Below are 22,535 nucleotides of genomic sequence, written 5' to 3' on the forward strand. Positions count from 1 at the left end.
TGCATAAAGCAAGCAAATAGTTATTCACTATCTATGAAATTATATCTCAAGCCCTTTATTATCAAGGGTTACATGAAAGTTTTTGAAGAGACATAATCAATGTTTTCTGAAATAATAAGCGTCTGAAAATTGAACCACACAGCCCTTTTTATGCAAATATCGCTATACTGAGTTTGCTAAAAAACACATATGCTACAGGTTACCACACAGCTATTTACGGCTTTGTGATGTACACAATTAAGAGGAAATAAAATGACAGTCAATCGCGAATTATTTGATCACGTAATGGTTCCTAACTACGCACCTTCAAGCGTAATTCCAGTTCGAGGCGAAGGCTCTCGCGTATGGGATCAACAAGGTCGAGAGTTTATCGACTTTGCTGGTGGTATTGCCGTTAACTGTCTTGGCCATTGCCACCCTGCATTAGTAGGCGCATTAAAAGAGCAAGGCGAAAAGCTTTGGCATCTATCAAATGTAATGACCAACGAGCCAGCACTACGCTTAGCTAAAAAAATGGTTGATGCAACCTTTGCCGAAAAAGTTTACTTTGCCAACTCAGGCGCAGAAGCAAACGAAGCAGCACTTAAATTAGCGCGTCGTTTTGCCCTTGATCAATTTGGCGCAGAAAAATCACAAATCATCGCATTCAACAAAGGTTTCCACGGCCGTACATTCTTTACCGTAACTGTTGGTGGCCAAGCGGCATACTCAGATGGTTTTGGTCCTAAGCCAGGCGACATTGTACATTGTGATTACAACGACCTGGCAGCATTTGAAGCCCTTATTAGCGACAAAACATGTGCCGTAATGATGGAGCCACTACAAGGTGAAGGCGGTATTGTTTCGCCAACTGACGAATTTGCACAAGGCGTTCGTGATTTATGTACTAAACATAATGCACTGCTTATTTTTGATGAAGTGCAAACAGGTGTTGGCCGTACAGGTAACTTATACGCATACCAAGGTTTAAACGTTGTTCCTGACATTTTAACTACGGCTAAAGCATTGGGCGGCGGTTTTCCTATTGGTGCTATGATCACCACAACTGAAATTGCACAACACCTTAAAGTAGGTACGCATGGTTCTACTTATGGTGGTAACCCATTAGCGTGCGCCGTTGCCGAAGCAGCATTCGATACTGTAAATACCCCAGAAGTACTTGCTGGTGTAACAGCAAAAGCAGCATTATTTAACCAACTACTTACTGAAATTAATAATAAATACCACGTGTTTAGCGAAATTCGCGGCCAAGGTTTATTAATTGGTGCAGTAGTAAGCGAGCAATACAAAGGTCGTGCAAAAGAGTTTTTAGTGGCAGGTACTGAGCACGGTCTTATGTCATTAGTTGCCGGTGCTGACGTGGTTCGTTTTACACCATCATTAGTTATCCCAGAAGCCGACATTCGTGAAGGTATGGCACGCTTTGAAAAAGCAGTAGCCAGTGTTGTAAGCGCTTAACATAGCCAAACAATATCTATTAAGGGCAGACCTAGTTTGCCCTCTAATTTTAATTTACCGTTATAATATAAGGGAGTAAGCGGGTTTATGATGATCCTTCGCCCAATCCAACAAAGTGACTACCCTGCATTAGTGAAAATAGCCCACGAATCGGGTCATGGCTTTACTTCTTTACCTAATAATGAAAAGTTATTGCAAAAGAAAATAGATCATTCGGTTAGCTCATTTGCAAAAGCTGCTACCGAGCCGGGCGACGAAGGTTATTTATTTGTACTAGAGGACACCGAAACAGGTGAAGTAGTTGGCACCTCAGGTATAGAAGCCGCTGTTGGCTTAGATGATGCATTTTATCACTATCATTTAAGTAAAGTGATTCATTCTTCACGCACTCTAAACGTATATAAAGCAGTTGATATTTTAACGCTTTGTAACGATTACACCGGCGCTACAGAGCTATGTACATTATTTTTGAAAGACGCATACCGCAAAAACAGTAACGGTAAATTACTTTCAAAATCGCGTTTTATGTTTATTAAGCAGCATCAGCAGCGTTTTGCACAAACCGTCATTGCAGAAATGCGTGGTGTGTCTGACGACAATGGCAGCAGCCCATTTTGGCAATGGCTAGAAGAGCACTTTTTTTCAATGGACTTTCCAACTGCCGACTATTTAACAGGCATAGGCCAAAAAGTATTTATTGCTGAATTAATGCCTAAGTACCCAATTTACGTTAATTTGCTCAGCAAAAATGCGCAAGCTGTTATTGGTAAAGTACACGACAACACACGCCCAGCAATTGAGCTATTAAAAAGTGAAGGTTTTACCTTTAATGGGTATGTTGATATTTTTGATGCCGGCCCCACAGTTGAAGCAAAAGTAGATAACATTGCCACCATTCGCAATGCTAAACACTTTAAAGTTGAAATAGGTGAACCAAGTGGCGACACCATGGTGTTATTAGCCAACGAAAAGCTTACAGATTTTAGAGCAACTGTAGTGCCTATGACGTTCGATGAGCGCATGAGCAGCATAGTAATAACGCAACAAGTAGCCGATGCACTGTATTTACAAGCGGGCGATAGCGTAAGCGCAACCACGATTTAATTTAGGAGAAAGTATAATGACTCATCCTGCACAATTTATTAATGGTCAATGGTCACAAGGCCAAGGAACCGAATTTAGTTCAGTAAACCCAGCCAATAACAATGTTATTTTCCAAGCAAACTCAGCAACTGCAGAGCAAGTAGACGCTGCAGTTAGCGCAGCGCGCGAAGCGTTTTATGCTTGGGCTGATAAAACATTTGCTGAACGTTTAGAAATAGTTAAAGCATTCGCAGCGCAATTAAAAGAAAACAGCGAAGAGCTTGCCATTACTATTGCACAAGAAACAGGTAAGCCACTGTGGGAAACTCGCACAGAAGCGGGTGCTATGGTTGGTAAAATTGCCATTTCTGAAAAAGCGTTTTTAGAGCGCACTGGCGACGTAGAAAATGCAATGCCACTAGGGCGCGCAATGATCCGCCACAAGCCACACGGTGTTGTAGCTGTATTTGGTCCGTATAACTTTCCGGGGCATTTACCTAATGGCCACATAGTGCCAGCGCTTTTAGCGGGTAACACGGTTATATTTAAACCGTCAGAACTTACGCCTAAAGTGGCCGAGCTTACGCTTAAGCTGTGGGAAAAAGCAGGTTTACCAGCGGGTGTAATTAACCTTGTACAAGGTGAAGTAGCAACGGGTAAAGCCCTTGCTGCTCACAAAGGTATTGATGGCTTGTTCTTTACGGGTTCTTCGCGCACAGGTCATATTTTACATGAACAGTTTGCGGGTCAACCTGGTAAAATTTTAGCGCTAGAAATGGGCGGTAATAACCCACTTATTATTACTGACGTTGAAGATACTAAAGCGGTTGTTCACGATATTATTCAATCTGCGTTTATTTCAAGTGGCCAGCGTTGTACCTGTGCACGTAAACTATTTTTACCAACGGGTAGCAAAGGTGATGTAATCCTGGAGCGTTTAATTACCGCAACTAAAGCGATTAAAGTAGGTAATTATGACGATGCAGATCAGCCATTTATGGGCTCAATGATCTCATCAGCCGCCGCTGCCGGTATGGTTAAAGCGCAAAACGAACTTGTTGAGCTTGGTGCTCAAGTATTGGTAGAGCTTGAGCATACAGTTAATACTGGCTTTGTAACACCAGGTATTATTGAGTGTACAAATATTAGCGACTTCCCAGATGAAGAGCATTTTGGACCACTTCTAAAAGTATTCCGCTTTGACGACTTTGACCAAGCAATTGATAAAGCCAACGACACAAGCTTTGGTTTATCAGCAGGTTTACTTAGCGACAGTGCAGCCGACTACGAGCACTTTTTACGCCGTATTCGCGCTGGTATTGTTAACTGGAACCGCCCAATTACTGGCGCATCAAGTGCTGCACCGTTTGGTGGTATTGGCGCATCGGGTAATCACAGAGCCAGCGCGTATTACGCTGCCGATTACTGTGCATACCCAGTAGCATCAGTAGAGCTTGAAAAAGTTGCTATGCCAGCTACATTAAGCCCAGGCTTAAAAATAGACTAAAATTACTACTAAATAATTATAAAAGCAGCTTCGGCTGCTTTTTTTGTATTAGCTATGTCGCTAAGCTAGTAATTATTAGTGCTTTCTGCTTAAATTACTGAATTAATTATTTTTAAGGTATACGTGTAATGGTTTTAAATAGGCAAGGGTACGACGACTTAATTATGTACCTAACTCAAAACTTAGCTTTATTTGAAAAGCCGGGTGAAATAAAACCAGGTGCACCTACGGTTATGGAATTAATCGAAGACGTGATTGCACAAAACGTAATGCTCATATGTCAGCAGCACACAGAGCTCACTACAGAGCAGCGTAGCCAAATTGTGCGTGAAGTTGATGGCATAGTTTACGATTTACAAGAAGTCCTCAGTAGCATCACCTCGCGGCCTGTTACGGTAGAGCAACACATGTTTATTGATGAGTTTGGTGGTTTGGTTAAAAACCTATTTGATAACGCCGTTTCTTAGCCCGCAACCCTTCTATATTTTCCGGTAGCACGCTTTAAATGCGCTGACGGTTTTACCACCCTTGCATAAATTTAAGTGCCTTGATCAAGCTAATTTATATTATTGCTGGGCGCTCACTTATTAAAGCTGATTGGTATACAATCAAGAAAATAATTTTTGAGGTATAACAATGCAAGCAAATGTAAAATGGGTTGAAGGTAATACCTTTATTGGTCGCTCTAATTCAAATCATAATGTTGTATTTGACGGTGGTAGCGACAGTGCTGCACCAAGCCCTATGGAAATGGTATTAATGTCAATCGGTTGTTGTTCATCGGTTGATGTAGTGAGCATTTTAAAAAAAGCCAAACAAGATTTTAGCAACGTAGAAGTACAGTTAACGGCAGAGCGCGCCGAAACTGCCCCACGAGTATTTACCAAAGTTAATTTACACTTTGTAGCAACGGGCAATAATGTGTCTGAAAAGCACCTTGCACGCGCTGTTTCACTCTCTGCTGAAAAGTATTGCTCGGTCGCATTAATGCTTGATAAAACAGTAAAAATTACGCATAGCCACGAAGTTATGCAAGATCAAGTAAAATAACGCTTTTTCCATGAGTAAAATTCGTATAAAATCCGCGAACTTTTATTCTGCTAGAGCAGATTTCACTAATTTATAGGTTGGTTTATTATGAACAAACCCTTCGATAAACTTAAACTTCATGGTTTTAATAATTTAACTAAAAGTTTAAGCTTTAGTATTTACGACATTTGCTATGCAAAGACCGAGCAACAACGTAAAGAATATATTGAATATATCGATGAGCAGTACAGTGCAGATAGACTAACCGACATTTTAGGTGAAGTTGTTGATATTATAGGTGCTAACATTTTAAATGTAGCGCGCCAAGACTACGAACCGCAAGGTGCAAGCGTAACTATTTTGGTTTCAGAAGAGCCGGTAGAAGAGCAGCAAAATTACGATGCTGACGAAGCTCCAGGCCCATTACCAGATTCAGTGGTTGCCCATTTAGATAAAAGCCATATTTGTGTGCACACGTACCCAGAAGCTCACCCTGATGACGGTATTTGTACTTTTCGCGCCGATATTGAAGTGTCAACGTGTGGCATAATATCGCCACTTAAAGCGTTAAACTTCCTTATTCATAGTCTAGAGTCAGACGTAGTAACAATTGACTACCGCGTACGTGGTTTTACCCGCGACATAAACGGCGTTAAGCACTACATCGATCATGCAATTAGCTCAATTCAAAACTTCATGACAGAAGATACCAAAGAAGCGTACCAAATGATGGACGTAAACGTGTATCAAGAAAACCTGTTTCACACTAAAATGATGTTAAAAGAGACTGATTTAAATACCTATTTATTCGGCCTTTCTACGGATGATTTGTCAGATGAAGAAGAGGAAGAAATTCGCTCTAAACTGACCCGTGAAATGCAAGAAATATTCTATGGCCGTAACTTGCCAGAGCTAGATTAAATAGCAAAATATAGTCAATAAAAATGGCGCTCAATGAGCGCCATTTTTTTGTGTTAAAAAGCTTATAGCCAGTATATTTAGTATTATTTAAGCATGCTGTAAAGCAAAGCCATTACCGCCATTGAGCCAACCGCTAATATAAATAAGGTGCTTAAACGATTACGATGCTTGTGTAATGCCGGTACTTTATAAACAGCAATCATGGGCATAATAAATAAAATCATCGCAATAATAGGGCCAGATAACTGATCCATCATATCGAGTATGCTCGGGTTTTTAACCGCGCAAAACCAAATAGCAAAAAACATTAGTACAGCACCTACCTTATCGGCAACTTTAGCGCTTATGTTCGACTGCTTAGTTACTAAGCCAGTAAAGCTTTCACGTGCACCCAAAAAGTGCCCTAAAAATGACGACATAATCGCAATAAACGCCACCAATGGGCCAAGCGTAGCAATAAACGAATTGTCAGTAATATTGGCAAGGTACGATAAAACCGACACATTTGCCGCTTTCGCCGCCGCCATTTGCTCGCCAGTTAAGGACAACACACACGAAAACACAAACAGCAATACAAAGGTAATTAACAGTAAACTGGTGCGCTTTAATATCGCCTCAGACTTAGCAACCGCTTTATTACCATAATGACCGCGTTGTACGTTTACAAAGCTCGAAATAGCCGCTGCGTGGCTAAACGAAAATACAATAATAGGAATCGACAACCACAGTGTTTTACCAAAGCTGCCCACTTCTGGCAGCGCCATATTCGGCATTTGCCAACTAGGGATTAAATACAAGGATAAAAAAAACAATATGCCCACAAGCGGGTAAACTAAAATAGTAAAAGCACGAAGCATCAGCTTTTCGCCGCCCATCATTAAGCTAATCATACCGGCAACCAATACACCAGAAAGCAACACTCGCGAAGGCGGCTCCATGCCAAGCTGGTTCACCATAAAGCTGTCTACGGTATTGGTTAAACCGACACCATAAATAAGTAAAATCGGAAAAATAGATAAAAAGTACAGCAAAGAGATTAACCGACCAGCAGTAACGCCAAAATGCTCTTCAACCACATCGGTAAAGTCGGCGTCTTTATTTTTTGACGACAGTACAAAGCGCGCTAAACCGCGGTGCGCTAAAAAAGTCATTGGAAAGGCTAAGCAGGCCATAATAATTAACGGCCAAAAACCACCAATACCAATATTAATAGGTAAAAATAAAATACCCGCGCCAACGGCGGTACCAAATAGGCTTAACGTCCACTGTGTGTCGTGTAAAGTCCAAGAAGACTGTCTTGCTGTAGATGCATTTGAAAGCATTGCATCTTGAGATGGTGGCATAAGTTAATCCAGTTATTAGAACAATAATTGCGGCAAAGCATATAGTTTTTGAAGTTATTTTTCATGTGATAAAACATTTTAGCGAGCAGCTTTTTGTAGCAGATTAATTACTCGTGTAATTAATCTGAAACAGTGATTTAAAAGTGAGCAATGTATAAAGTAATAATTATACAATGTGTTGTTTATTTGAACGAAGTAACTACTGTCAGGTTTTTTGTATGAAACAAAGTCCTTTATACGCTGCAGATATTACATAATTTATCGCGATAAGAGCTATAGCTTATTAGAGCGTGTTGATCTTTGGTCGTTGAATTTGCAGCAGCATGTTTGCATGTAAGCCAGCAGGGTAACGCAGGAGCTGTTACCGAGCCGGCTATGTTATAAATCTCGCGACGGGATTAAATTTCCCTTAGATAGAACAAACTTTAATCCTGAGAGGTCAACAAACCTCAACTAATAGAAAAAGATGATTTTTCATTTGAACTGCAAAGGTTACTTTTATTTACTTCTTTAGGCACTCGTTTTGAAGCCAGTTTTACGTAAAAAGCGGGCAATACAAAAAGAGTAAAAAGGGTTCCTATAAGCATTCCTGCTACTAATATAATGCCAATACTATTTCGGGCTTCAGCCCCAGCTCCAGATACCATTAATAATGGGAAGTGCCCAAGAACAGTGGCAGCAGTGGTCATTAAAATAGGCCTTAATCTGGTTGATGCAGATTCAATTACGGCTTCTATGCGGCTTTTACCTTGCTCTTGTAGGTGATTTGCAAATTCGACAATTAAGATACCGTTTTTTGCAATCAGACCAATGAGTGTGATTAAACCGATTTGAGAATAAATATTGATAGTCGTTAATTCAAAATACGATAGCATCAACGCGCCAGCCATTGCCAAAGGTACACTCCCAATTAACACAACTAGAGGGTCTCGAAAGCTATTAAATTGGATACTAAGCAGTAAGTAAACAATGACCAGTGAAATTAGCATAACGCCTAATAAACTATTACCTTGTTGTCTTATTTGTCTAGACTCTCCGGCATAATCAACAGTGTATGAAGGGGGGAGTAATTCTTTTGCGGCATTTTCTAATGCTGAAAGTGCCTCTTCTTTTGTGGAATTAGGTAATACGGCTCCAAATATGCGAAAGGCATTTTGCTGTCCAAAGCTATTTAATTGTCTAGGAACTGTTGCCCATTTAACTTCAGCTATTGCAGATAATGGCACGCTGGTTCCATTAATTGATTTAATGTTTAAGCTTAGTAGTTTTCCTGGATCTGACTTTACATTTCGGTCAATAACAGGGATTACCTGATAAGCTTTTCCTTGAGCATCAAATCGATTAACGTAGTTATTTGATAAAAGAACACTCAGTTGCTGATTGACATAAGCGAGATCCATTCCTAAATCGGCAATTTTATCGCGCTTTAATTGTAATTGTATTTGGGGTAAATCGATTTTTAAATCAGTGTCTGCGTATAAAAAGTGCCCACTAGCAAATGCTTTACCTATAAGTTGCCCCGTATAGCTTTGCATTATTTCAAAACTATCGCTGGACTTAACGACCATTTCTACATCGAATTGGCCCGCAGTAGGAAGTGGCGCTGGAAGAATAGGCAACGGGTTGACTCCAGGGGTTTTAGCCAAGCGTCCATAAACCTCAGGAAGAATTGATTTAGTTGTGTAATCTCGTTCGCTAGCACTTATAAATTCAATACCGCCAAAAGCACTATTGGTAAAAATGTTCTGCCACATTTGAGTTGTGCCGGGTATTTCTAATAAGCTATCAACCATGCCACGAATGTTATCTTCATTATAAGTTAGCGATGACTCAGGGGGGGATTGTACAAGTACAAATATGCTGCTTTGATCCTCAACTGGCGCAAGCTCTTTTTGTGCACCTTGGTAAAATGGTATTATCATAAGGCTTAACGCAATTGCAGCGACAATCACTTGATTTCGCCACGACAATAAAAGAGTAAGTAACAACGCATATTTATTTCTTAGCTGATCAAATACCCAGCTTACTTTTTTTGTTAATTTAGTTTCTTGCCCTTCAGCAGGGATAACATACGCGCTCATTATTGGTGAAAGTGTGAGGGCAACAATGCCTGATATAAGCACTGATATTGCTAAGGTAAAAGCAAATTCTTTAAATAATACGCCGGTAAGTCCAGACAGAAAGCCAATCGGTAAATACACCATTGTTAGTGTGAGAGTCATTGATACAATTGGTACAAACAGCTCTTTGGAGCTTGTGAGCGCAGCGTCAATTTTAGATTTTCCTGCACGAATATGACGTGAAACATTTTCTACAACAACAATCGCATCATCAACCACCAAGCCAACAGAGAGAACAATAGCGAGCACGGTTAGTAAGTTTAACGAAAAACCGACGACATACATTGCGGCAATAGCACCTAATATTGAAATAGGAATAGTCACTAAAGGTACCGCTGAGCTTCTAAATGATCCCATCATAAAAAGAACAACAACGCCTACTAGAATAACCGTTTCAATAAGTGTTTTAAAAATCTCATTTAATGCATCGCGCATATATAAAGTACCATCATAGGCATAACCAATGCTGATACCATCCGGTAAAGTCTTATTAATTTTATCGGTTAATGCGTAAAGTGCATCACCAACTTCAATTTCATTTGCACCTGGTTGCGGCCAAACTGAAATATAAACAGTATCATGCTGATTTAAGCGAGCACTTACCGTTGGCTGCTCAGAGCCAAGTTCAATATCGGCTACATCTCTCAGATATATAACATCATTATCTATACGTTTTACAATTAACTGCTTAAATTCATCGATACTTTTCAATTGTGTATTAGCGACCAGATCAATTTTTTGTTTATTAGTTTCTATATAACCTAGCGTAGCTATTGTATTATTTGCGGCCAACGCGGAGTAAATATCGTCAGCGCTAAGATCAAATGCTTCTAACTTTGCAGAATTTAAATGCACGCGCATCGCAGGCGTTCTACTGCCTTCAATTGCGACTCTTTGAATACCCTCAATATCTGTAATTATAGGAGTCACTTGCCTTGATAAAAAGTCGGTTAGTTGTGTAAGTGATTCGCCCTCATGCTCTATATTTAAATAAAATAGCGCATGAGGTCGATCGGTGCGCTTAACGCTAACAATGGGATCCTCAGTATCATTAGGGAGCATATATTTAACTTGGCTAAGACGAGCAGTAAGCTGTGATAAAGCCCGAGTACTATCTTCGTTTAAATTTAAGTAAGCTGTTACAGTGCTATTCCCTGCAATTGTGACTGACTCAACATAATCAACACCTGGAACCGTAGCGGAAATACGTTCAATTGGTTCTGTAATAAAACCTTTAACTGTTTCAGCTGATGCGCCTACGTAGTTAGTTGAAATAACTAAAGATGAACTTTCAATTTTTGGAAACTGTAGCACAGTCACCTTAAGCACTGACCAAATCCCAGCAATACAAATAATGGCGGATAAAACGATTGCAAGTGTTGGTTGTGTTATGAATCGATCCATAAAATGATTGTTTTTCATAATGATACCTTAGGAGATAACGTATCTTCCATAGCTACAGTACGCTCTGAATTAAGCAAGTACGCTCTTAAACCGTCACGCAATTTAAATGCTCCATGACTTGCGATTAATGCGCCTGAGGTTAAGCCATTGGTGATCATAACGAGATCCCCAATACGTTCGCCTAATTCAACTTGTGTACGCTTAGCGTATGTTTTTCCTTCCTCGTCTTTATTTAATAAATATACATAGTTCCCTAATTTGCCTTTAATAACTGCTAAATATGGGATCGCAACAACCTCTTTTTTGTTGCCAATAGGTACCTTAATTTTAACGAGTTGATTTGAATTTAGTTTAGTATTTCCTAATGTAATTTTTGCACGGTATTTCAGCTGTCTTGAGTGTTTTGACATTTCTGGTGCAACAGAGGCAACTTGTGCAATTATTTCTGTCTGTGTGTCATCAAGTAGCGTTAATACTACCGGGGTATTAATTGCTAGCTCTGTATAGGTTTGCGGGAGTGAAAAATCGACCCACATATATTTTTCAATACCAATGAGCTGAGTTAGATTTGTATTAGCAGGTAAAAACTGACCGACTTGCAAGTCATGTATACCAACGCGGGCTGTAAATGGTGCTGTAATCACTTTTTTAGCAATTTTAGCTGAGAGTAGGTTTATTTCTGCTTGGTATTGAGCAAGTAAAGCCGTTGATTCATCTAATTGCTGAGCGCTCAATTTATTTGAATTATAAAGGCTTTTATATCTCTTTACGGTTGTGTTTTGTAGTTCAAAGCGTGATTTAGCTATTTGCAGTTGTGCTTTTTCCTCCTCGTGTTCTATTTCGATTAACGTATCACCTGCATAAGTAATACCGCCAGATTGCAAATAGAGTTTTGTAACTTTACCTGCTGATTCATTAATTAACGATAATGTTTTAGGGGCTTTTACGATACCGCTAATATCTATATGTGACTGATGAGCAACTTTTTCTACATACATAGCTTCGACATTAGCCGATTGTTCATTGCCTATATTGCTGCGCGCATCAATGATGTTACTTTTAACTGCAAAGCTGCCCGCTATTAAAATTGCTAGTATGCCTGTCGTTGTAATCCATGGAATGAAATTCATAATTAGCTCCTTGTGCGCATCTAGTAGGTAATATGCTTGGGTGAAGTTTGTTTATGTAAAGTATCTTTATATGAAGATATATAATTAAAAAAATTTGTCAATAAACTTCACCCATTATTTTTACGCTACTTCTCTTTTATTACTAGATTGCTTTGCATGGGCAACAGCTAAATGCCCTGCAACACGCGCTGTATTGATCAAAACGGCACTGTTAGCTTTAGCTGAACGCCCTTTAGTTACTTCATCAATTGCTTTCATAATGTACTTAGTGACTTTATTTCCACTGATCCCTTGCGCTTGAGCCGAGCTAATTGCCGCGTTGATAGCATCATTAACATCATCACTATCAATGGCATCTTCGAGCTTAGTGGGTGTTGTAATTAATACACTGCGCTTATTATCAAGCAGCCATTGGGTTTCAATTATGTCGGCTAAAATAGATGCATCATCTATCCGTTGTGGTGCTTTATAGCCACTTGAGCGACAGTAAAATGCAGGGAAATCATCAAATTGATAAGATATAATAGGGACATTGTGGGTCTCTAAGTATTCAAGTGTTAAACCTAGATCGAGTATGTTTTTTGCACCAGCACATACAACGGCAACCCGTGAACGTGTAAATTGCATAAGATCTGAAGAAATATCCATCGTATTGTTTGCTCCTCTATGAACGCCACCAATGCCGGCAGATGCAAAAAAGCATATTCCTGCTAAATCAGCTGCAATAATAGATGAAGCAACGGTGGTTGCACCCAATTGCTTAGTCGCTAATACAACGGGTAAGTCACGCGTGCTGACTTTAGGTATATTTGCGGTTGTTGCAAATAACTCAATCTCACTTTCATCCATGCCAATTAGTAATTTACCATTAGCGACTCCAATGGTTGCAGGGATTGCACCCGATTCACGAACTGCTGCTTCTACTTGTAACGCGGTGTGTTTATTTTCAGGGTAATCTAAGCCATGCGTTATAACATTAGACTCAAGCGCCACGACCGCAAGCCCTAACTCAAGAGCCCGTTTAATTTCAGGCTTAATAACAAGATTTATCTTTGTATTGTTCATTTTATTTTTCCTCTAATAACTTGGTTTTTTAATTAATTTATATTTTTGCTGAATAATATGTTTGTTATAAACACGTTGTCGCCAATTTTTCGGTTGCTCTGCATGCAGTGCGATTGAAATAAAGTCGTTATTGCATTTAAACTCTTTACTTATCAGTGCCGAAATTTTTTTCACGAGCCTATTCTTGGTAGAACTGGATACGTGAGAATCAAAATAATGTATGTTGATATGCGGCATGTTGCGTCCTTACGCTATTAATAATGAACGATGGCTCTCGTAAGAACCTTGAGATTGCACAATGCAATTAAACAGCTCATCAACACCTTGATGTTTTAATAATGCGTAATGATCTGCTTGTAAGTGTTGTGTTATCGCTTCTTTTTCGTTGTACTCAGGAATGTTTTCAATAAATGAATAATCATCTCCTTGTGCTTTAAATATCACTTTTGGTGCTTTTACTTGGCGTTCAAGCAACTCTGTGAATGTATATTTAAACTCATAAGTGCGCATGACTACTTCTATGATTTTACTGACAACATCTCGATTCAAAGTGCGATGATTCATACATACAAAGTCAATAAACTGTTGTTTATTAGTCACTGCCGATAAACATTGTTCTAATACCGGGCCTTGTATTTTTTGAAAGAACACTGAAAATAAAATGGTGACAAATGCAGGAGAAGTAAAACAAGGTGTCTGCTCTTTTTGTGAATACTGAGGTAGATTAGGTGAGCCAGGTGCAATGAGATAAAGTGCTTCCACGGCCTCGCCGCTGGCTTCAAGTTGATGCGCCACTTCAAATGCAACACGAGCCCCAAAAGAGTATCCCCATAACGTATAAGGACCCGTCGATTGCTCATTTTTGATTAGCTTGATATCAGCTTCTGCCATTTCTTGTATTGTATCGTAAGGAATTTCATCAGAATTAAGGCCATGCGCTTGCACCGCAATAAACGTCGCTTCATCGGCCACTTTTTCAGCTAAAGGTTTTAAGCTCATTGGATAGCCACCTAAACCAGGCCAGCAGAAAATTCGCGATTTTTGTGTAGAGTTATTTAAATTAATCAGCCGACTATGTGAGCTGTTATCGTTTTGCTTAATATAAAGAGCAAGTGCTTCAATAGTGGGGGCTTGAAAGATAGCTTGCATTGGGATACTAATGCTCAACTCTTTATTTAAAGTATTCATAAATGTAACGGCTGTTAAAGAGTTTCCACCACTTTCAAAAAAATTATCTTGGACTGATACTTTGTCCCATTTCATAACATGAAGCCAAATATCAGCTATTTTCTCTTCTAATTTATTTCGAGGCTCAATGTAGGCTGCCTTATTTTCAATATTATTAAGTTTCTCTGAATTTTTTAGAGCTAGATAATCGACTTTCCCATTTGCCGTTTGTGGAAACTCAGCAAAAGTTATAATTTTATTAGGTACCATGTAACTAGGTAGCGAATTTTGTAAATCATGATTCAACATTTCAAGGGGTCCACGCATATGTATAGCGTCTTCTTTCATACCTTCACTGCGTTTTTGCTCATCTGAAATTTTTCCACTAATACAAAAATAAAATGGTTTCATTGTACAGTTCGCATCAGATAAAATTTCTTCAATACGATTGGCTGAAGGTAAATTATTACCAGATTTTGAGCTATAACCAGAAGACATTAAACCTATGTTTAAGTCGTTCATTTGTAACTGCTGTAACTTACGACCTAAATCAATATAGTGTCGCCAAGCCGTTGTAGAATGATTAAGTAAAGAAATACCAAAAGAAGCTCTATCATAGACTTGCTGATTAATGGCAATCACTTTTTTCTTTTCAATTAGCTGATCAGAAAGGGGTGTCAGCTGATTATCTTGAACTGTGTATTGTCCTGAATTTAAACCATCTACATTTTGAATTTGCACTAAGGTCTCAACATTTGAAAGCGGGTCAGTTTCGCTATGTTGGCTAATATCAAAACTCCCTAAGTAGGCGTCATCTTCGTGAACAGCTAAGTAATCTTGGTATTCATTGTCAAAACTAGCAGCGCCAATTGAAAGGCCAAACTGAGGTAAAATATGATCAAATAAGCCAAGCATATGGCCTGTTTCCATTTCTAAAACTTCTAATATATTATTTTGATATACAGGTTCTATAGCTGATTGTTTACCTAAAAAATGGCAAGTTAATTTAACCGTGCTTGCAGGCGCTAATGAGCGTACAAGATGCAGGGTATGTAGTTCAGGGTGATAATAATAAATACCCGATTTTAAATTAAATAAATTATGTATTTCTAAAAATAACTGCGTAGCATACAGGGCGCCTGGAGATGCATAGCCATACTTGGGCAGTAAGCGTTGCTTGCTTTTAAACTGGCCAAAATATCTCATGATTTGACCAAATTCATCATATTCTAATGCGCTGACAGGGCGTGTAGGGATCTCTGATTTTTGTTTTTTGAGTAAGTTAAGTATTTCTTGCTCACACACATTTCCACCATCAAAGTAACGATAAGTTTTACGAGCAAAAACAGTTTCAGTTTGCTCTTTTGATGCGTTTTTATTTGGTAAATTAAATACGGGTAAGTTTAACAGCGCTTGTGGTTGTCTAAATCCAGCATTAGAGAGTTGTGCTTTAACTTGTAATTTACTTTTTTTAGATTGATGGTGTTCACTCTGCTTGCCTTGATCCATTAAAGCGGCTTCACGATGATTTAATTCAATGCATGCAATAAGATTTTGAAAACCGGTACGCTGGTCATTTTTTACAATCATTGCGGCATTTTTTATCCAATCATGCTTTTCAATGGCAAGTCTAATTTCATCAAGCTCTACACGGTAACCACGTAATTTAATTTGATTATCGGCGCGACCTAAAAAGTGTGTGTTACCTTCTTTATCACGTTTTACAATATCACCACTGCGATAGAGCGTATTATGCATAGGCTCGCTATTGTGAGGATTAGATATAAATCTTTCGAGCGTTGTATCGTTACGGTTTAAATAACCTCTAGCAACCTGCACACCACTAATATAAAGCTCACCAGATTCACCCTCATCAACTAAGTTTAACTGTTCATCAAGTATATAGTAGTGAGTATTGGCTACAGGCTTACCAATGGTAATTGCATCAAACGCTTGCTCTAAAGTATGAGGCGTTACTTTATGGCTGGATGAATTTATTGTGCATTCTGTTGGCCCATATAAATTGATTAGATCTTTTTCAGGCAGTGTTTCAAAAAATTGTAAGGCGAGCTGCTTAGTAAGCGTTTCACCCCCACTGAACACGTGAGACAATGAGTTGCACAATTGAATACAAGGCGAATCAAGCAAAGCTTGTAAAAGGGTAGGAACACATTGCAAAACGGTCACTTGTTTTTCAATGATTAAATCAATAAGTGCAAGCGGATCGCGATACATTCCAGCTTCACTCGTAACAACACAAATACCGATTGCATTAGCTAAAATCTCCCATTGGGCTGCATCAAAGCTAAAAGGCGTTTTTTGTACAATACGAGTTGATTGGCTAAAGCTATGCTCTTCTTTTAACCACAGAAGCTGATTAACAATACTGCTATGCTCAATGATGACGCCTTTTGGATCACCTGTGCTTCCAGAGGTGTAAATCATATAAGCAAGGCTATCTTGTGATAGTGGCGCATAATATGACGTATTATCATCAACATCATCTATCGAAATCACAGTAATGTCGCTGCTAACCAATGCAGTAATTTGCTCTTTTAAATGTGCTTGAGTTAAAACTAAACGCGCTTTAGAGTCTTTTAGCATATAACTAATACGTTTTTCAGGGTATTCAGGAGACAGTGGAAGGTATCCGCATCCTGCATAAATAGCTCCCCACACACCAAAAATTAAGTCAGGCGATGGATCGACAAACAAACCAACATATTCACCTTGCTTAGCACCATGCTGATGGAGTAAAGAGGCAATGTTAGCTGATTTTTTATCCAGCATTTTATAGCTCCAATCTCCTTGGTTACTAATTACTGCAGTTTCATCAGGTGTTTCAATAATTTGCTTTTGAATTAAATCAAACAATGTTCGAGTATCACTTTCTCCCAAAAAAGATATCTGATCTTGTTCAAGATTTTCGGTTCGATTTAGTTGATTATGTAGTTTCATTTCTATGCCTATTCCTTTATTTAAAATTTTATAGATGACTAATTTTTGAATTGTCTTGTTAAAAATGAGTACTACACATAACTCTCATGTAACAAAGTTAGGTAAAAGATAATGCATACAATCTCAATGTCAAGCATCTTTACGTAAAGATACTTGTTGTGATGAGTCTTGCTGTAGAGGTTGTTGTGAGTTATATTGGTTTATCAATTTAAATTAGAGTAGTAGATATGATGAAAAATGATTTTGTTGACGTCGTTATAGCCCAGTGGAATAAAGAAAGACCTGATTTAGACCCTTCACCTATGGGAGTTATGGGCCGACTCGTTCGTACCGATGTAATGTTTAGCAAAGAATTACAAACTGTATTTGGCCGTTTTGGCCTCAATGGTGGCGAATTTGATGTATTAGCGACAATTAGGCGTTCAGGAAAACCGTTTACATTAAGTCCAAGTCAACTATTGCAGACATTAATGCTAACCTCAGGCTCAATGACAAACCGTATCGATAAACTAGAAGCTAAAGACTTGGTTGCACGCAGCTTCGATCCTAACGACCGTCGAGGCGTTATGGTGTCTTTAACAGAGAAAGGTTTTCAATTGATTGATCAGGTTGTTGAGGAGCATATTGCAAAAGGGCAGTCTTTATTGTCACCTTTAGATAAGTCGGAGCAGCAGCAACTCGCAGTATTACTTAAAAAATTACTTTTAGGCCTTTCTAGCTCTACTTATAAATAAGGCCTGCTGGCCTTTCAGCAGCACAATTTGTTCTATCTAGGGCGTGTTGATCTTTGTGGATTGAAATTTGTTCTATCTAAGGGCGATTTAATCGTGGCGCGAGATTTGTAACCTAGTGGGCTAAGTAAAAATCGAGCAACATAGAGTCAATCGCCCCTAGGAAGAGCGCTAAGGGCTGCGCATGTTTGGCATTTACACTGTGTTATAGCCTATTTATGGGGAACAACCACACTACATAGGCTCTGCCTTGCCTAACTACCAAACATACAGCTGCAAAATTAATCACGAAAGCTCAACACGCTCTAATATAGATTCACTTTGTTTCTCAGATAGCGATGCACTTTTATCTACCATTGTAGGATAATCGGTATAACCGGTTTCGTCGCCACCATAAAACGAATCGGGATCTACATTATTAAAAGAAGCATTTAACTTAGTACGTTCTACCAAATCAGGGTTTGCTAAAAAGAGTGCCCCTAATGCCACACCATCGCATAGATTTTCATTTAACACATCTGATGCAATAGCAGGGGTTACAGGGCCATCCTGCCAAGATTTGTGAGGGTTCAATATAAGCTTACCTAACCATTGGTTACGGATCTGCTGAGTGTGCTCACGGTTAGCCGCTTCCATAATATGCAAATACGCCAGATCAGTTGGCAACTGACTAATAAGAGTTTGGTAGAGTACTTCACTGTCTTGTTCAATAATGTCATTGTAAGTATTGTCGGGAGAAATACGAATACCGACTCTTTTAGCACCAATAGCTTGTGTAACAGCCGCCACTACTTTTAGCGTAAATCTTAAACGGTTTTTGACGCTACCACCAAATAGGTCGGCTCTATTATTTGTATTGCTTGCCATAAATTGGTGAAGTAAAAAACCATTTCCCGCGTGTATTTCTACCCCATCAAAACCTGCCTGAATCGCTAATTCAGCTGATTTTGCGAAGTCTTCAATGGTTGCTGTAATTTCATCTAACGTCATTTCTTTTGGTGTAGGGTAGCTCTTTGGCCCTGTTGGTGTAAAAGCGTCTCCGGTAGCTTTAATTGCTGAAGGCGCTATTGATTGATGAGCACTGGGGTATAATTCAGGATGCCCAATACGACCAGAATGCATCAATTGAGCTACAATTTTGCCTCCCCTTTTATGTACTGCTTCAGTAATGGGCTGCCAGCTTTTCACATGTTGTAAATTATGTAGTCCTGGAGAATTCATAAAACCTTGACCAACTTGGTTAGGTTGAATACCTTCAGAAATAATTAACCCAGCTGTTGCTCTTTGAGCATAATAGGTTGCCATAAGAGGCGTTGCTAATCCTTCAGCTGTTGCCCTGTTTCTACTCATTGGTGCCATTACAAAGCGATTACTTGCGTTGATTTTCCCAAAACGAGCTTCTGTAAATAAGTTGTCCATGTTTACTTCCTTTAACTATTTTTTTTGTCTAATGATGGTTCCAGATTAAAATTGGAACTTGATTTTTTAAACAGCTGTACTTGAGATATAACAATGGCTAATACAATAATGACAGCGCCTAATGTTTGACTCATCGTTAGCCTTTGCGAAAGAATAAAATAACCCAATAATGTTGCTGAGATTGGGCTTGCAAACGATATAAAAGACACCGTAACAACAGGCAGTTTTTCAATAGCTTTAAACCAAACTATATAAGCGAACAAAGCGCCAATGATACTTAAGTAGGAATAACCAATTATATTGTCCACTGTTAGGTTACTAGGTAAGCCTTCTTGTACTAATCCAATCGGGAGTAAAAATAATCCACCTACAACGAGTTGCCAGCCTGTAAAAGTATATAAATTAACGTCAGCAGGCTTGCCCCATTTTTTTGTTAATACTATTCCCGTGGCCATTGAAGCGGCACCAATTAAACCTGCAATAACACCTTGAACAGGTAAATTCATATTTGGTTCTAATACCAACATCGCAACTCCAACAGCTGCAATTGCACAAGCAATAAATTGCCTTAAATTAAGGGTATCTTTAAAGAGTAGCGCACCAAGTATCATGACTATGATAGGCTGGCACGACATAACAAGTGCAGCTACACCACCGGGTAATAGATAGGCTGCTACAAATAAACAGTAAAAAAAGCCACCAATATTAAGTATGCCAAGTACGATAGAACGCACCCACCAGATGCCTTTAGGTAGCTTTCGACCAATCAGTACTAATAAAATACCAGCAGGTAAAGCACGAAGTGTTGACGCCATTAAAGGCATATCTGGCGGTAACAGCTCGGTCGTTACTATGTATGTACTGCCCCAAATTGTTGGGGCAATCATAGCAACTAACATCCAAAGTATTAGTTGTTTATTTGTCATACGGCCCCCACATCGGTCGTACCGAAGTAGCGATCTCCGAAGTCGCCAATTCCAGGTATCATAAATGCGTTTGCATTTAGATACTCTTCAATTGAAGACGTGACTATTTGAATTTTCTTAAATTGCTGAGTAACTTTTTGAATCCCCTCAGGGGAGCACAAAAGGTTAACAAAAATGATATTTTCTTCTAAAACACCAGCATCTATAAGTATCTGAATAGCACAAATTGCAGAGCCGCCTGTCGCCAACATAGGTTCGAATATCAGCACGCGGCATTTAGCGATATGATCCGGAAGTTTTGAATAATAAAGAGTTGGCAATTTTGTGACGACATCGCGTTGTATTAAAATTTTTCCGATGGGGATTTTTAAGTCAATATGACGCAGCTCATTTTCCATACTTTCACCAGCACGAACCACAGAAACGGCACATATTGGATCTGCAAACTGCTTGCCTTTGTATGTTTCTCCTACGGGAGTAGTTACATCGAGATCTTTAAATGGTACTAATTCTAAGCTTTTTTCAATCAGCAGACGAAACACTTGATCAGCATAAAAAATGAATTGGCTTTTACTAGCTACCTTGTCACGCATTTTTGCATGCAGGTATTTTAGTCTATTTGTTTGCGGTAACTCGATCACACTACTTGAGAGTATTTGTGAGTCTTTTTTATATATTTGAATAACTTGATTTGCATTCATAACGCTCTCCCTATTTGAGTCTGCCAGATTAGGGGTGTTAATCTGGCAGTGAATTATATTAAGCATTGATCTCCGAAAATGCTTTTTCAGCTTCGCGAATGAATTTCTTCACTTTAGCGGCATCTTTTCTGCCGTCGCTACCTTCTAATCCCGTATGTGAATCAACTGCGGCTGGTTTAACCTTATAGATTGCATCAGCTACATTTTCAGGCGTTAAACCGCCAGCCATCATTAGAGGTTTTGGAGAACGTCTAACAAGTTCAGCGCTTACGTCCCAGTTATGCGTTAAACCAGTAGCGCCTTTAGCACCCGTTTTGGGGTTAAACGTATCAGTGATAAACATGTCAACAAAGTCAGCCATGGTATCAACAATTTCTAACAGCTCTTCAGCATTGTCTTCTTTCACAACAAGGCTTTTTAATAAGAAAAGATCAGGGCGCAGCTCTCTAAGCTTTTTCATTTCTGCCACACTAATATCACCGTGTAGTTGAACTGCTTTTACACCTAGTTCACTGCAATAACCGCTCACTTCTTCAGCATCTACCATATAGCTAATCAACACACCGGCTTGAGGCTCACTTAAGCCTTTAATAATGCTCATTGCATCTGTTTCAGAAATATCATCTTTTCCAGAAGGTAAGCGCAAAGGAAAGCCAAGCCACTTAATGCCAGACTCCAGCATTAGATTTGCTTCTTCTCGGTCGATAATGCCAGCTACTTGAATAATGTTTTTCATAATGTTCTCCAATTTAAAGTTAAAGGGTTGTAAAGAATCTCGACGTAAAGATATGTAAGAATTAACTTTGTGTCAAGTATCTTCATGTAAAGATATTTAATTAATATACGTTTAACTGTTTCATAGAGTTGTTGAAGACTGATTTTTTATATCGTTATTATTTAAAAAGCTAACATAAGCAAAGCTTTAGGGAAGTTTTGGAAGTGGTGCAGGGCGATTGGAAGCTTACTAAAAAATAGTTTTCGGCCTTAAAAACTTAACGTATTGAGCGTAAGTCTTAAATAAAAACAATATTTAGGCATTTAAAAAATTATATGGCGTGAGTATGGTTATCAAAACGTTAAGTTAACGAGATCGTAAACACGGACAAGAACAGTTGGTTTTTTCCGTGCCCCACAAAATTTTAGTCAACTATTTTTAGCTGGTACAATGGCATTTGTATAACTATGTGCAGCAAGGGAGTATATGGAAAAGCAAGAAATAATAAGATTCATTAAGGATATACAATATAAGTTTCCAGATGTGATCCCCCTAATGGATAAACATGAAAGTTGGGCGCTTGCTTTTCGCATGGAAGAGTTTGCAAACTTAACAACTTTTGCATTCAACGAAAATAAGGTCACCAACGCTCTAAAGCACTTGTCATATATGAGTCTAAAATTAGACTCTGCAAGTCCTGCTGAACTTGAGTACATAGACACTTATTACGTTGAGCACTTATTTTGCAAGGCCACTCCCATAGGAGTTGAAATAGGTTGACCACTCGTTCCAGGCAAACTTAAAAAACTGTATTTAGATTTTCACGGGCAAGCGCCTAAAATACGTTGAGAATAGAAG

General features: G+C 38.9%; 17 protein-coding genes and 1 pseudogene. 8 read left to right on the top strand and 10 right to left on the bottom strand.

Features of this window, described 5'->3' with window-relative positions:
• Positions 1-252: 252 nt before the first annotated feature.
• The 6 genes from PNIG_RS00990 (at position 253) to speD (ending at position 5,998) form a co-directional block, all read left to right on the top strand.
• A complete protein-coding gene (locus tag PNIG_RS00990; protein WP_011326912.1) occupies positions 253-1,458 on the top strand; it encodes an aspartate aminotransferase family protein in 1,206 nt (401 codons plus the stop codon).
• Between the two features lie 87 nt (positions 1,459-1,545).
• Positions 1,546-2,562 carry an arginine N-succinyltransferase gene (gene astA, locus PNIG_RS00995; RefSeq protein WP_086993843.1) on the top strand — a complete coding sequence of 339 codons (1,017 nt, stop codon included), beginning with the start codon at positions 1,546-1,548 and terminating at the stop codon, positions 2,560-2,562.
• A 16-nt stretch (positions 2,563-2,578) separates the two neighbouring features.
• Complete coding sequence (astD, locus tag PNIG_RS01000) at positions 2,579-4,048, top strand: succinylglutamate-semialdehyde dehydrogenase (RefSeq protein ID WP_011326914.1); 1,470 nt, start codon at positions 2,579-2,581, stop codon at positions 4,046-4,048.
• A gap of 128 nt (positions 4,049-4,176) precedes the next feature.
• Complete coding sequence (locus tag PNIG_RS01005; protein ID WP_011326915.1) at positions 4,177-4,515, top strand: DUF3802 family protein; 339 nt, start codon at positions 4,177-4,179, stop codon at positions 4,513-4,515.
• A 169-nt stretch (positions 4,516-4,684) separates the two neighbouring features.
• On the top strand, positions 4,685-5,098 hold the full coding sequence (locus PNIG_RS01010) for an OsmC family protein (RefSeq protein WP_089367587.1): 414 nt from the start codon (positions 4,685-4,687) through the stop codon (positions 5,096-5,098).
• 87 nt (positions 5,099-5,185) lie between these two features.
• Positions 5,186-5,998, top strand: a complete 813-nt coding sequence (gene speD / locus PNIG_RS01015; protein WP_089367588.1) for an adenosylmethionine decarboxylase — start codon at positions 5,186-5,188, stop codon at positions 5,996-5,998.
• An 83-nt stretch (positions 5,999-6,081) separates the two neighbouring features.
• Here speD and PNIG_RS01020 read toward each other — a convergent pair whose 3' ends face one another.
• The 6 genes from PNIG_RS01020 to PNIG_RS01040 all read right to left on the bottom strand — a co-directional run bounded on the left by PNIG_RS01020 (position 6,082) and on the right by PNIG_RS01040 (position 17,185).
• Positions 6,082-7,341, bottom strand: coding sequence for an aromatic amino acid transport family protein (locus PNIG_RS01020; protein WP_089367589.1), 1,260 nt, complete (start codon positions 7,339-7,341; stop codon positions 6,082-6,084).
• 449 nt (positions 7,342-7,790) lie between these two features.
• Positions 7,791-10,883 (bottom strand): efflux RND transporter permease subunit, encoded by a 3,093-nt coding sequence (locus PNIG_RS01025; RefSeq protein ID WP_089367590.1) that lies wholly within the window; start codon positions 10,881-10,883, stop codon positions 7,791-7,793.
• A complete protein-coding gene (locus PNIG_RS01030) occupies positions 10,880-11,995 on the bottom strand; it encodes an efflux RND transporter periplasmic adaptor subunit (RefSeq protein ID WP_089367591.1) in 1,116 nt (371 codons plus the stop codon). Before PNIG_RS01030 ends, PNIG_RS01025 begins: the two co-directional genes overlap by 4 nt.
• Before the next feature lie 120 nt (positions 11,996-12,115).
• Complete coding sequence (locus PNIG_RS01035; RefSeq protein ID WP_089367592.1) at positions 12,116-13,060, bottom strand: pseudouridine-5'-phosphate glycosidase; 945 nt, start codon at positions 13,058-13,060, stop codon at positions 12,116-12,118.
• A 12-nt stretch (positions 13,061-13,072) separates the two neighbouring features.
• On the bottom strand, positions 13,073-13,234 hold the full coding sequence (locus PNIG_RS19865; RefSeq protein WP_007376273.1) for a tautomerase family protein: 162 nt from the start codon (positions 13,232-13,234) through the stop codon (positions 13,073-13,075).
• A gap of 72 nt (positions 13,235-13,306) precedes the next feature.
• Positions 13,307-17,185, bottom strand: a complete 3,879-nt coding sequence (locus PNIG_RS01040; protein ID WP_089367593.1) for an amino acid adenylation domain-containing protein — start codon at positions 17,183-17,185, stop codon at positions 13,307-13,309.
• Between the two features lie 227 nt (positions 17,186-17,412).
• Here PNIG_RS01040 and PNIG_RS01045 point away from each other — a divergent pair, with 227 nt between their 5' ends.
• Positions 17,413-17,919 (top strand): MarR family winged helix-turn-helix transcriptional regulator, encoded by a 507-nt coding sequence (locus PNIG_RS01045; protein ID WP_172459219.1) that lies wholly within the window; start codon positions 17,413-17,415, stop codon positions 17,917-17,919.
• Between the two features lie 282 nt (positions 17,920-18,201).
• On the opposite strand, the gene PNIG_RS01055 is transcribed toward PNIG_RS01045, so the two are convergent.
• The 4 genes from PNIG_RS01055 to PNIG_RS01070 are packed head-to-tail and all read right to left on the bottom strand — an operon-like array spanning position 18,202 to position 21,698.
• Entirely contained in the window at positions 18,202-19,335 is a 1,134-nt protein-coding gene (locus PNIG_RS01055) for an alkene reductase (protein ID WP_089367595.1), read from the bottom strand.
• 11 nt (positions 19,336-19,346) lie between these two features.
• A complete protein-coding gene (locus PNIG_RS01060) occupies positions 19,347-20,261 on the bottom strand; it encodes an EamA family transporter (protein ID WP_089367596.1) in 915 nt (304 codons plus the stop codon).
• The gene (upp, locus tag PNIG_RS01065) at positions 20,258-20,962 is read right to left on the bottom strand and encodes a uracil phosphoribosyltransferase (protein ID WP_244181048.1); all 705 of its coding nucleotides are present in this window, start codon (positions 20,960-20,962) and stop codon (positions 20,258-20,260) included. The genes PNIG_RS01060 and upp overlap by 4 nt, the downstream gene beginning before the upstream one ends.
• A 58-nt stretch (positions 20,963-21,020) precedes the next feature.
• Complete coding sequence (locus tag PNIG_RS01070; RefSeq protein WP_089367598.1) at positions 21,021-21,698, bottom strand: phosphoribosylanthranilate isomerase; 678 nt, start codon at positions 21,696-21,698, stop codon at positions 21,021-21,023.
• 465 nt (positions 21,699-22,163) lie between these two features.
• Here PNIG_RS01070 and PNIG_RS01075 point away from each other — a divergent pair.
• Positions 22,164-22,526, top strand: a pseudogene (locus PNIG_RS01075) (DUF7674 family protein).
• The last annotated feature ends 9 nt before the right edge of the window (positions 22,527-22,535 follow it).

The sequence above is a fragment of the Pseudoalteromonas nigrifaciens genome (assembly GCF_002221505.1).
Classification (GTDB): Bacteria; Pseudomonadota; Gammaproteobacteria; order Enterobacterales; family Alteromonadaceae; genus Pseudoalteromonas; species Pseudoalteromonas nigrifaciens.

Coding starts and splice junctions, on each gene's coding strand:
- PNIG_RS01025 (WP_089367590.1), bottom strand. CDS start 10,883: ATGAAAAACAATCATTTTATGGATCGATTCATAACACAACCAACACTT.
- upp (WP_244181048.1), bottom strand. CDS start 20,962: ATGAATGCAAATCAAGTTATTCAAATATATAAAAAAGACTCACAAATA.
- PNIG_RS01010 (WP_089367587.1), top strand. CDS start 4,685: ATGCAAGCAAATGTAAAATGGGTTGAAGGTAATACCTTTATTGGTCGC.
- PNIG_RS01070 (WP_089367598.1), bottom strand. CDS start 21,698: ATGAAAAACATTATTCAAGTAGCTGGCATTATCGACCGAGAAGAAGCA.
- astA (WP_086993843.1), top strand. CDS start 1,546: ATGATGATCCTTCGCCCAATCCAACAAAGTGACTACCCTGCATTAGTG.
- PNIG_RS01005 (WP_011326915.1), top strand. CDS start 4,177: ATGGTTTTAAATAGGCAAGGGTACGACGACTTAATTATGTACCTAACT.
- PNIG_RS01055 (WP_089367595.1), bottom strand. CDS start 19,335: ATGGACAACTTATTTACAGAAGCTCGTTTTGGGAAAATCAACGCAAGT.
- astD (WP_011326914.1), top strand. CDS start 2,579: ATGACTCATCCTGCACAATTTATTAATGGTCAATGGTCACAAGGCCAA.
- PNIG_RS01040 (WP_089367593.1), bottom strand. CDS start 17,185: ATGAAACTACATAATCAACTAAATCGAACCGAAAATCTTGAACAAGAT.
- PNIG_RS00990 (WP_011326912.1), top strand. CDS start 253: ATGACAGTCAATCGCGAATTATTTGATCACGTAATGGTTCCTAACTAC.
- PNIG_RS01045 (WP_172459219.1), top strand. CDS start 17,413: ATGATGAAAAATGATTTTGTTGACGTCGTTATAGCCCAGTGGAATAAA.
- PNIG_RS01060 (WP_089367596.1), bottom strand. CDS start 20,261: ATGACAAATAAACAACTAATACTTTGGATGTTAGTTGCTATGATTGCC.
- PNIG_RS01020 (WP_089367589.1), bottom strand. CDS start 7,341: ATGCCACCATCTCAAGATGCAATGCTTTCAAATGCATCTACAGCAAGA.
- PNIG_RS01030 (WP_089367591.1), bottom strand. CDS start 11,995: ATGAATTTCATTCCATGGATTACAACGACAGGCATACTAGCAATTTTA.
- speD (WP_089367588.1), top strand. CDS start 5,186: ATGAACAAACCCTTCGATAAACTTAAACTTCATGGTTTTAATAATTTA.
- PNIG_RS01035 (WP_089367592.1), bottom strand. CDS start 13,060: ATGAACAATACAAAGATAAATCTTGTTATTAAGCCTGAAATTAAACGG.